Source organism: Enterobacter sp. K16B, from assembly GCF_020216105.1.
GTDB lineage: Bacteria > Pseudomonadota > Gammaproteobacteria > Enterobacterales > Enterobacteriaceae > Enterobacter > Enterobacter sichuanensis.
This window is the reverse complement of the sequence record NZ_JAIWJZ010000005.1, coordinates 36,916-47,441: the sequence shown is the minus strand read 5'-3', so window position 1 is coordinate 47,441 and position 10,526 is coordinate 36,916. Positions and strand designations below refer to the sequence as shown.

Annotated in this window: 8 protein-coding genes; 2 read left to right on the top strand and 6 right to left on the bottom strand. The window is 59.0% G+C overall.

Annotation, left to right across the window (positions count from 1 at the left end; genetic code table 11):
* Positions 1-51: 51 nt before the first annotated feature.
* The 3 genes from LDK53_RS01435 to LDK53_RS01425 are packed head-to-tail and all read right to left on the bottom strand — an operon-like array spanning position 52 to position 2,762.
* Positions 52-1,047: a DUF2891 domain-containing protein gene (locus tag LDK53_RS01435; protein WP_225283564.1), complete on the bottom strand. Its 996-nt coding sequence runs from the start codon at positions 1,045-1,047 to the stop codon at positions 52-54.
* Positions 1,048-1,056: 9 nt separating this feature from the next.
* Positions 1,057-2,043 carry a DUF979 domain-containing protein gene (locus LDK53_RS01430; RefSeq protein ID WP_025756466.1) on the bottom strand — a complete coding sequence of 329 codons (987 nt, stop codon included), beginning with the start codon at positions 2,041-2,043 and terminating at the stop codon, positions 1,057-1,059.
* On the bottom strand, positions 2,040-2,762 hold the full coding sequence (locus tag LDK53_RS01425; RefSeq protein WP_025756467.1) for a DUF969 domain-containing protein: 723 nt from the start codon (positions 2,760-2,762) through the stop codon (positions 2,040-2,042). The genes LDK53_RS01430 and LDK53_RS01425 overlap by 4 nt, the downstream gene beginning before the upstream one ends.
* Positions 2,763-2,960: 198 nt before the next feature.
* Between LDK53_RS01425 and LDK53_RS01420 the strand changes: the two genes are divergently transcribed.
* Positions 2,961-3,506 (top strand): winged helix DNA-binding protein, encoded by a 546-nt coding sequence (locus tag LDK53_RS01420; RefSeq protein WP_095440652.1) that lies wholly within the window; start codon positions 2,961-2,963, stop codon positions 3,504-3,506.
* A 2-nt stretch (positions 3,507-3,508) separates the two neighbouring features.
* Here LDK53_RS01420 and glgX read toward each other — a convergent pair whose 3' ends face one another.
* The 3 genes from glgX to treZ are packed head-to-tail and all read right to left on the bottom strand — an operon-like array spanning position 3,509 to position 9,849.
* Complete coding sequence (gene glgX, locus LDK53_RS01415; RefSeq protein ID WP_225283563.1) at positions 3,509-5,581, bottom strand: glycogen debranching protein GlgX; 2,073 nt, start codon at positions 5,579-5,581, stop codon at positions 3,509-3,511.
* 15 nt (positions 5,582-5,596) lie between these two features.
* The gene (treY, locus tag LDK53_RS01410) at positions 5,597-8,065 is read right to left on the bottom strand and encodes a malto-oligosyltrehalose synthase (RefSeq protein ID WP_225283552.1); all 2,469 of its coding nucleotides are present in this window, start codon (positions 8,063-8,065) and stop codon (positions 5,597-5,599) included.
* The gene (treZ, locus tag LDK53_RS01405; RefSeq protein ID WP_225283550.1) at positions 8,062-9,849 is read right to left on the bottom strand and encodes a malto-oligosyltrehalose trehalohydrolase; all 1,788 of its coding nucleotides are present in this window, start codon (positions 9,847-9,849) and stop codon (positions 8,062-8,064) included. The genes treY and treZ overlap by 4 nt, the downstream gene beginning before the upstream one ends.
* A gap of 132 nt (positions 9,850-9,981) precedes the next feature.
* Between treZ and LDK53_RS01400 the strand changes: the two genes are divergently transcribed.
* Positions 9,982-10,509, top strand: a complete 528-nt coding sequence (locus LDK53_RS01400; protein WP_025756472.1) for a GNAT family N-acetyltransferase — start codon at positions 9,982-9,984, stop codon at positions 10,507-10,509.
* Positions 10,510-10,526: the final 17 nt, after the last annotated feature.

Here is a 10,526-nt window from a genome sequence, read left to right as displayed (position 1 = left end):
TGTAGGCCGGGTAAGCGCAGCGCCACCCGGCAAGAAAGACGGCGCAATGGTTTACTCCAGCGCCAACAGCGCAAAGCTTGCCAGCCAGTGCCCCCCGCTGTAGTGGCTGCCCACCACATGCCCGACGCTCGCCGTCAGGTGTTTCGCTACCGCATCACGCAGCGCCTGCTGCGCCGGATGGCTGGCAGGTAGCGCTTTCGCAATGTGCTTCATGCACCACGCGCGGCTGAGGTTTAACCCGTCAAGATGGGCAATTTTCGGGTCGGTACGATCGCTCACCTCTGCCGGGTTCATCAGTGCCGCAACGGAGCCAACATCCGGCAGAAACGCGTCAAACCACGCCGAGAAGTCCTTTGACACCTTGCTCATCAGCAGCGCTTCCGTCAGCGCGCCGGAAATATACTCATCACCGCCGGGTTCGTAGTGGGCTGGATAGCGCGTGTCGGCAAGATAAAACCGCTCGGCCGAGGACAGAATAGCCTGCTCAAGCGCGCTGTCTTCTACGGCTCGGGCGTAATCGAGCGCCAGCGCGAGCGCAAATGCCGTGTTGTAGTGCGTCCCGACGCGGATCGGGTAGGTGAGCTTAGCAAGATAATCCACCAGCCGGTTGCGAATGTCCTGGGTGAGCGGCGCCAGCGTCTGATACCAGCCTGCGGCCTGTGGCAACGACGACTGTTTCAGCTCCTGGGCCAGCGCCAGCAGCCAGCCGTAGCCATACGGCCGCTCAAACGAGGCGCGGAACGGCGCGGTGAAATAGGCCAGCTCCTTCGCCACGTTCTCTTCGATCAGGTGCTCGTTGACAAGCGCGACGATCGCTTCCCGGCACGGCAAGTCGGGATAGAGACGCACGCAGCGCAGCAGCAGCCAGTATCCGTGCACCGCCGAATGCCAGTCGAAACAGCCGTAGAAAATCGGGTGCAGCTCGCGTGGCGGCAGCACGTCGCCATCATCATTCAGCAGGTGCATGATGTGGTTCGGGTATTCCTGGCGCAAATAGGTCAAAGGCATGCGGGCAAACGCGTCAGCCTGATGTTGCGTTAATTCCATGACAGCTCCTTAGCGAAACACGAGGAAATACATTAAGAACACGTTCACCACCAGCAGGGTTAACGCGGTCGGGATCTGGATCTTGATCACCTGATATTTGTCCTTCAGCTCCAGCAGCGCGGCGGGAACGATATTGAAGTTCGCGGCCATCGGCGTCATCAGCGTGCCGCAATAGCCCGCGTACATGCCAATCGCCAGTAGCGGCGCCGGGTTGCCGTGATGCACGTTAATCAGGAACGGCAAGGCGATACCGGCGCTCAGCACCGGGAAGGCCGCAAACGCGTTACCCATGATCATGGTAAACAGCGCCATCCCCACGCAGTAAATGACCACCAGCATAAAGCGGTTATCCGGGTTCACAAACAGGCTCACCACCTTTTGCACCGAGTCCCCCGTGTTCGCCACCACAAAGACCCCGCCAAGCATGGCCAGCATCTGCGGCAGGATCACCGCCCAGCCGATGGTATCGACAAGGCGACGAGACTGGCGAACCGCATGCAGCGGCGTGCCTTTGGTCAGCCACCAGCCGGTAAGGATCGCCGCAACGCAGGCCACACAGAGCGCCGCCAGGGTAAGCTGTTTCTGATCGAGCAGGAACACGCCGCCAACCGACACCCCTTTCAGGAACAGGGTGCCGATCACCGTCACCACCGGGATCATCAGGGCGGGCAGGAACAGCCAGTTCTTGAGTCTGTTCGAAGAGGCGACGCGCGCCTCCTCGGTGGACATTTTATAGTGCCCTTTCCCGACCAGGCCAAAGCCCGCCAGCAGCGCGATAACAATGACGCCGCCGCCGATGATCCGGTACGCCAGGGATTTACCCAGCTCCTGCACCATCAGGTCGCCAAACAGGAAGATCCCGCCAAACAAGAACCAGAACAGCGCGGTGGTAAAACGCTTCGGATTGGCGCGATCGCGAAGGGTCATCACGACCAGCAGCATCACGACAAAGCCAATCAGGTAATACACGCGGTTAATGGAGATAAGCGTCATCATTGCGCGGCCTCCTGCGTACCCTGTTCGGCGCGCCAGGCCATGACGTCGCGACGGATGCTGGCATCGAGGCGCAGCAGGCGCGTCATATGAATAATCAATGCCGCAATGGCGGTTGGAATGGCCCACAGGCCGATGTGCAGCGGTTCGATGCCCTCAATGCCGTTTTCCTTCAGGAACGCGTCAATCAGCAGCACCGCGCCAAAGGCAATAAAGATATCTTCCCCGAAGAAGACCGCAATGTTGTCACACGCGGCGGCATGGGCTTTGATTTTGTCGCGGATGTGCTGCGGGAGTTCGCCGTATTCGTTCAGCGCCGCCCCTTCGGCCATCGGCGCCAGCAGCGGACGGACCGTCTGAGCATGACCGCCCAGCGACATCAGCCCCAGCGCGGCGGTGCCTTCACGCGCGACAAAGTAAAGCATCAGAATGCGCGCCGAGGTGGCGCTGGCGATCTTCGCCACCCAGGCCTGGGCGCGCTCCTTAAGCCCGTAATATTCCAGCAGACCAATTACCGGCAGGATCAGAATGAAGGTGGCCAGCGAGCGGCTGTTCACGAACTTCTCGCCGAAGGTCTCCAGCAGCATGCCGAAATCCATACCGACCAGCAGACCCGTCGCCAGCCCCGCGACCACGACCACCAGCAGCGGGTTGAAGCGCAGTGCAAAACCAATGACCACGATCGGTATCCCGATCAGCGGCAACAGCGTAGTACCGTCCATAACGTTTACCCTATCGAAAGTGAGCGTTGCGCGCCGACGGCTATTTTTTTAATTTGCGGCGAGCGATGTTGTGTTTTTCGTCAGGTTTGGCAAACCTGCGCTAAAAAGCTATATCTGAACCTCAAAAACATGTAAACAATTTATCAATAAAATGTTCTTATTTTATCGATGAGTTTACATTTCTGGCTAAGGAACGTTATGACTTCAGAAAAGAGTGCTAGCTCCCATCACGACGATATCAACGACGGCCGGATCGTCTCCTCCCGCCATCTGGTGTCCGAGCGCTGCGCGGAGCTGTCAGAGCTGGAATACGCGCTGATCATGACCAGCAACGCCTTCAACAAATGGATGGTGCGCTGCATGACCGCAGCGGGCGAGCCCGACATGGGCGCCTTTGACGTCTCGCTGCTGCATCACGTGAACCACCGCGATCGCAAGAAAAAGCTGGCTGATATCTGTTTCGTTCTCAACGTGGAAGATACCCACGTGGTGACCTACGCCCTGAAAAAGCTGGTCAAAGCGGGCTACGTGACGAGTGAAAAAGCGGGCAAAGAGCTCTTTTTCTCCACCACCGAGGAGGGGAAAGCGTTGTGCATGAAGTACCGGGACGTTCGGGAAGCGTGTTTAATTGCGATCCACGCGGAGAGCGGAATTGCCGGGAAATCGATTGGGGAAACCGCGCAGCTGTTACGCACGATCTCCTCCCTGTATGACACCGCCGCCCGCGCGGCGGCATCACTCTGAGGCTAAGGACGTCTGAACAGGGTAATGCTGCGTCCGGCCAGTGCGTACTCGACGGTTTCGGTGATCGCGGTCCCGGCGGCGTCATCCGCCGTAGAGAGTTCCAGCACCCATCCCCCTTCGCCAAACTGTGGGATCTGGAACGGCACGGTGCCTTCAAACGGATTGAACAGCATCAGCACGTCGTGCCAGATGCCCTCCTCCTGCTGAAGATCCGGCCTGCTGATGGAGACCCCGAGCGTCGAGCCTTCATCCCACTGCTCGGCCTGTTGCGGACCGCCGCCGGCATTGAACCAGCGGATCTCCAACCCGTCGCGCCAGCTTTCGCGACGCAGCAGCGGCTGCTGCGCGCGCAGGGCGATCAGCCTTTGGGTAAACTCGCGCAGCGCGGTGTCGTTTTCAGAGAGTCCCTTCCAGTTGATCCATGAGATCTCACTGTCCTGACAGTACCCGTTATTATTGCCCTTTTGCGACCGGCCAAACTCGTCCCCGGCCAGCAGCATCGGCGTACCGTGAGACAGCAGCAGCGTGGCCAGGAAATTACGCTTCTGCCGCTCCCGGGTGGCAATGATCTCCGGGTTCCCGGTTGGCCCTTCCTCGCCGTAGTTATACGACCGGTTATCGTTGTGGCCGTCGTTATTGTCCTCACCGTTGTCGGCATTATGCTTCTCGTTGTACGACACCAGATCGTTCAGCGTAAAGCCATCATGGGCGGTGATGAAATTGACGCTGGCCCACGGGCGACGCCCGCGCAGATCGTACAGGTCGCCGGAGCCGAGCAGACGCGCGGCAAAGTCGGTAGAGACGTTATCTCCCTTCCAGTACTCGCGCACGGTGTCGCGGTATTTGTCGTTCCACTCCCCCCAGCCCGGCGGGAAACCGCCGACCTGATACCCGCCAGGACCGATATCCCAGGGCTCACCAATCAGCTTCAGTCGGGATAACACCGGATCCTGGGTCATGGCGTCAAAGAAGCCGCCGCGCGGATCAAACCCTTCTGGCTCGCGACCCAGAATTGTCCCGAGGTCAAAACGAAAACCGTCGATATGCATCAATTCCGCCCAGTAGCGCAGGGAATCCATCACCATCTGCAGCACGCGCGGGTGCGAGGTATTCACCGTATTCCCGGTACCGGTGTCGTTGATGTAATACCGGTGCTGGTCCGGCAGCGTGCGGTAATAGCTGTAGTTATCAATCCCTTTAAACGAGAGCGTGGGGCCAAGCTCGTTGCCTTCCGCCGTGTGGTTATACACCACGTCCAGAATCACCTCGATGCCCGCGTCATGGTACGCGCGCACCATATCGCGAAAGCCCTGGATCCCCGCGGGTCCGTAATAACGTGACGCCGGGGCAAAAAAGCCCAGCGTGTTATAGCCCCAGAAGTTCTTCAGGCCACGGTCGAGCAGGTGTTGATCGTCCGGGAACCAGTGAACCGGCAGCAGCTCTACCGCGGTGATGCCCAGGCTTTTGATGTAGTCGACCGAGGCTTTATGCCCCATCCCCTCAAACGTGCCGCGCAGTTCGGGCGGTATGGCCGGGTTGAGCTGGGTAAAGCCTTTCACATGGCTCTCATAAACGACGGTATGCGGCCAGGGGACGTTTGGTCGGTTAGTGTCCTGCCAGTCAAAGGCATTGGGGTCGATGACCCGGCATTTCGGCGTAAACGGCGCGCTGTCGCGCGTGTCGAAGCTCAAATCTAACTCGTCATGCCCCAGCTCATAGCCGAAATGGGCGTCGTTCCAGTCGATATCGCCCACCAGTTCACGGGCATAAGGGTCAATAAGCAGCTTATGCGGGTTAAAACGATGACCGTTTTCCGGATCGTAAGGACCGTAGACGCGATAGCCGTACAGCGCGCCGGGCTTCAGATCCGGTACGTAGCCGTGCCAGATCTCGTGGGTATACTCCGGGAGTTCCAGCCGGGCGATTTCTGTTTTCCCGGACGGGTCAAACAGACAGAGTTCCACCCGCTCGGCGTGAGCAGAGAACAGCGCGAAGTTGACCCCCTTCCCGTCATAATTCGCCCCCAACTGCTGGCCATGACCGGCCCGAATTTCAAACGTTGTATCCTTAGCCATTTTCGTTCTCCACGATTATTCGCAGGTAAGCAGAACCAGTACACATCCCTTTTCTGACGTTAAATCCAGCGTCTCTTGCAGAATGCGGCTTTCACCGCTGAACAGATCCCGATAGCGCTTCCCGGCCAGTTCTGCAGGGATTGCTACCGTGGTATTCACCCACAGCCTGTCGTGACCGGTGATGTCAAACACCAGACGCGGCACGGCAACGATCAGCGCCTCATCGTCCTTAACGCGGGCATAAACAATCAGATTCTCCTCACGCTCACCGGTCACCTTAAGCGGCAGCCAGTCACCGTAATGGAAAAGTGAGGCGTAATGCGGTCGAAGCCGTAACAGCGTGGCGGTAACGAACTGTTTTACCCTTCCGTCCCGCCAGCAGGCCGGGTCGTTAAACACGCGGGCATCCGCCGCGCTGAGGTGTCTTTCCAGGGCCGGGAAGTCCGGCTCCCGGCGGTTATCGGGGTCGACAAGGCTAAAGTTAAGCGCCTCGCTGCCCTGATAGATATCCGGCACACCGGGTGCCGTCAGCTTGATCACCGACCGGCTGAGGCTGTTCATCAGCCCGGCGCGGATAAAGGGCTGCATCGCCTCGCTGAAATCCTCCAGAAACGAGCTGTTGTCCGGAGAAAGCAGGTGCCGCGCGTAGCTCAGCACCACGCTCTCATAGCTCTCGTTGCTGTCGATCCAGTCGGTGCGCTGTTTCGCCTCGCGCAGCGCTTTCTCCAGGAATCCGAGGAAACGCGCTTCCAGTGATTTAAGCCCGTCCACATCGTCGGGAGACAGCGTGGCGGGCCAGACACCCGCCAGCGCCTGGTAGATCATCCAGGTGTCAGCGGCGTTCGGCGCGGTACCGTCATTAAGGAAACGCACCTGGGTCTGGTTCATCTGTCGCCAGCGGGCCAGGTTTTCCCCCCACTGTTCCGGGGCTTCCGTCAGGGTGTAAAGACGCGCCCGGGCATCTTCCCCGCGCTTGGTGTCGTGCGTGGAGGTGCCGAGCAGCGCGTCGGGCTGACGGGCAAGACGAATGCGCATCTCCTGGTGAAAACGGGATAGCGAGAACGCGCGCGGCGTCGGGTCGGCGCCTACTTCATTGAGCGCCAGCTCCAGGTTATGGCGGAAGAACAGCGTGTCTTCAACGGACTTCGCCATCAGCGGCCCGGTCAGCTGCTGGAAGCGGGTTCTGAACAGCGCGGCGCTCTCGCGGCAATCTTCCGGCAGGTCGCCGGTAAGAATGCGCACAATCAGGCTGAGCGCCGCTTCAGAGGTCTCCACGCTGGCGACCACGCGGTTGAGCAGCGCCACGTCCGGCGGGGTTAACCCCTCGCGAGTGCCATAGGTGCGGTAAACCGGAAAAGCGATAAGCAGTTCGCGCAGCGCGTGGCGGATCTCATCGCGCGGCAGCGCAACGTCATTGCGCCGGGCCAGATCAACCGCAATCGTGAGCAGCGTGGTGAATTCACCCTCAAAATTGCGATCGGTCATCAGGCCCTTAGCGTCCCGCAGTTCAGCGTGGCGATCGACCGTGCCCCCCAGCGTCTCGTCGTGGATTTTCTCCAGGCGCGGCAGGTTAGCGTCGTCGACCAGCACCTCCGCCAGCGAGGCGATAAACTCATAGCCGGTAGTGCCGGAGACCGGCCAGTCTGTGGGCAGCTGTTCTCCCTTCGCGAGAATTTTTTCGACCGTAATGTAGCAGTCGGGGCCGGTTGCCTGCCGCAGGCGCTGCAGATAGCCCAGCGGATCGGCCAGGCCGTCGATATGGTCAATGCGCAGGCCATCCACCACGCCCGCATGGACCAGTTCAAGAATAAGCCGGTGCGTGTCGTCGAAGACCGCCTCATCTTCAACCCGGACGCCAACCAGCCCGGTGATCTCAAAGAAGCGCCGCCATGAGAGCTGTTTTGGCGCTTCGCGCCAGGACATCAGCCGCCAGCTTTGTGCGTCGTGCAGCTCGGCAATGCTCTTTTCCTCGCTGTACGTGCCGGGGTTGAGCGGGTATACGGCGTCATAGTAGACCAGGGCGGCCTTTTTTGTGACAGGGTCACGTTTTAGCGTAATGGCTCCCTTCTCCAGCTCCGCCTCAAAGGTATCGCCAAGAAACGGCAGCGTGAGCGGTCGCGACCAGTCGATATCAAAATAGCGCGCGTAGCGGCTCTGCTGGCCATGTTCAATCACATCCCGCCACCAGGCGTTCTCCAGCGAGGTGGACATATGGTTTGGGACAATATCCAGAATCAGCCCCATACCGGCCTGCTTAAGCGCCGCGGCCATGCGGTCAAACCCTTCTCGTCCGCCGACGGCGGGGTCAATTTCATTTGGGTTGGTCACGTCATAGCCGTGGGTAGAGTCTTTTGTTGCGGTAAACACCGGCGAGGCGTAGAGGTGGCTGATGCCGAGATCTTTCAGATACGGCACCAGCGCGACGACGCGGTCAAAGGTCATTCCGTTACGGAACTGAATACGGTATGTGGCGGAAGGGATCATAACGATGCTTCTCCATCAGCAAAGCGAACAACAATACTGTTCGGCGGTAAAACGTCGTCTACGTCCGGCCAGGCAAAGCGCGTCTCCCCCGCGAGCGCGGGCAGCCCGACGGGTCGGGTTCCGATATTCAGCGCCAGTGAGAGTGTCCCCGACGGGAAGCGCCAGCTCACCGCCACCATGCCGGGGGCCGTCACGACCACCTTGCCTTCAACGGCGCCCCCCTGTTGCAGCAGCGGAACAATATAGCGATGACGCAGCGTGAGCAGGTGGCGCGTAAAGCGCAGCCACGTTTTGCCCTCGTCGGTGGCGATTTTATGCCAGTCGAGTTTTGAGCGGAGAAAGGTGTTCAGGTCATTCGGATCGGGTACGTCGTCATCGTGCCCCGCGTGGCCGGTAAACTCTTTCGCGCGCCCTTCCCGCACCGCCTTTGCCAGTTCGCCGTGAAAATCGGTGAAGAACAGGAACGGGTGCGTTTCACCGTACTCCTCGCCCATAAACAGCAGCGGGATATGGGGGGAAAGCAGCAGCGCGGCCAGCAGTACCCGCGTCTTGTCAGCGCCCGCCAGGGAGATGAGCCGCTCGCCCTGGGCGCGATTCCCGGTCTGATCGTGGTTTTGAATAAAATCGACAAAGAACTGCGGCGGCTGCGAGTGGCACTCCACCCCGCGGGATTCACCGGTTTGCAGGGACACTTCGCCCTGGTAGACAAACCCTTCGGCCAGCGCCCGGGCGAACTTTTTCTCCGGTTCAAAGGCAAAATCCTGGTAGTAGGCGTGCGTCTCACCGGTGGCAAACACGTGAGCAGCGTTGTGAAAATCATCGTTCCACTCGGCGGTAAACAGGGGCGTGTGGCCCTGTTCATCGCGCGGATGCAGGAAAATCACGTTGCGGCTGTCTTCCGTGGTCAGGTGAACGTGCCGGTGCGGGATCGCCTGACGGATCTTCCCGGCTATCTCCACCAGAACATGCGTATCCGAGGCGTCTTTAATCTGGTCGATGGCATCAAACCGCAGGCCATCCAGATGATATTCCGTCAGCCAGTAGAGCGGCGCATCGGTAATATACTGCCTGACCGGCTCCAGCTCATAGGCGATGCCGTTACCCCAGGGCGTCGTGCGCTGTGCATCGAAAAACGCCGGCGACAGCAGGGGCAGATAATTCCCTTCCGGGCCGAAGTGGTTGAGCACGATATCCAGCACCACGGAAAGCCCCAGCCCATGCGCGGCATCAATAAACGCGTGGAAATCCTCCGGCGTGCCGTAGGCGGCGTGCGGAGCATACAGCAGTACGCCGTCGTACCCCCAGCCGCGGGAACCGCCGGACTGGGAGACGGGCATCACTTCAAGCTGGGTGATCCCGAGCTCTGCCAGATAAGGCAGCTTGTCGATGGCCGCCCGGAAGGTGCCCTCCGGAGTGAAGGTGCCGATGTGCAGTTCGTAGATGACCGTCTCTTCCCATGGCCGCCCGGCCCATTCCCGGTTGACGGGCTGCCAGCGGCGGGGATCGATAACCACGGAAGGTCCGTTAACATCCCCCTTTTGCGCCCGTGACGCGGGATCGGGCACCGTCATCCCGTCCTGCAGGACAAACTGATATTCTGTCCCGTGTGTGACGCCGGGTACGTCTGCCTGGAACCAGCCACAGCCCGTTGCCGTCATCGGCACGTCGGCGTTGGCCAGACGAAGCGTAAGTTTTTTCTGTCCTTCTGCCCAGACGCGAAAACGTACAACGTCATCGGAAATAAACTCAGCACCCCACTGCTTTTGAAATGTCCTGAATTCCATTCATTGTCCTCGAATGACCCACATTTTACGCGGAATGAAGTACAAGCTTAGTTCAGGATTAAAAGTGCGTGAGCTCAGCGGATTTATCCGCTTCGTCTATTCTTTATGAAATAACTCACTACAGAGAATACTATGCAGATTCGAAAAGGATTAAATACCGACCTCGTTCGTCTTGAATGTTGTGACTTTTCTTTCACCATAAGCCACATTGCCCGAGAGCCCTTTATCCACTGTGATTTGCATATCGAAGCCGTTGCCGAGCCCTGGATAAAAACCTACGAGCTCGACATACAAACCCTTGAAAACCATTGCGTAAATCCGGACGCCATATTTCTTGTCGCCGAAACTGATGACGGCGAAATAGCCGGATTTATTACCGCCTCAATGAGCTGGAATAAATTTATTTCGGTGGATTATATTGCCGTCGATCGCGCCAGACGCAGAACCGGCGCGGCTCAAAAATTAATGGCCGCCGCCCACGTCTGGGCCCGCAGCGTCAATGCCGCCGGATTACGACTGGAAACCCAGAATGTGAACGTGTCTGCCTGCCTTTTCTACCGCCATTATGGTTTTACCCTGGGCGGATACGATCGTTATTTGTACAACGCCTTACCGGAAAAAGACGAGGTCGCCCTGTTCTGGTATTACATGCTGGTATAGCGGCGCGGCATTCATCA

What these genes read in the sequence shown, in the direction of transcription:
- LDK53_RS01435 (WP_225283564.1), bottom strand. Translation starts at nt 1,047, where the DNA reads ATGGAATTAACGCAACATCAGGCTGACGCGTTTGCCCGCATGCCTTTG.
- LDK53_RS01430 (WP_025756466.1), bottom strand. Translation starts at nt 2,043, where the DNA reads ATGATGACGCTTATCTCCATTAACCGCGTGTATTACCTGATTGGCTTT.
- LDK53_RS01425 (WP_025756467.1), bottom strand. Translation starts at nt 2,762, where the DNA reads ATGGACGGTACTACGCTGTTGCCGCTGATCGGGATACCGATCGTGGTC.
- LDK53_RS01420 (WP_095440652.1), top strand. Translation starts at nt 2,961, where the DNA reads ATGACTTCAGAAAAGAGTGCTAGCTCCCATCACGACGATATCAACGAC.
- glgX (WP_225283563.1), bottom strand. Translation starts at nt 5,581, where the DNA reads ATGGCTAAGGATACAACGTTTGAAATTCGGGCCGGTCATGGCCAGCAG.
- treY (WP_225283552.1), bottom strand. Translation starts at nt 8,065, where the DNA reads ATGATCCCTTCCGCCACATACCGTATTCAGTTCCGTAACGGAATGACC.
- treZ (WP_225283550.1), bottom strand. Translation starts at nt 9,849, where the DNA reads ATGGAATTCAGGACATTTCAAAAGCAGTGGGGTGCTGAGTTTATTTCC.
- LDK53_RS01400 (WP_025756472.1), top strand. Translation starts at nt 9,982, where the DNA reads ATGCAGATTCGAAAAGGATTAAATACCGACCTCGTTCGTCTTGAATGT.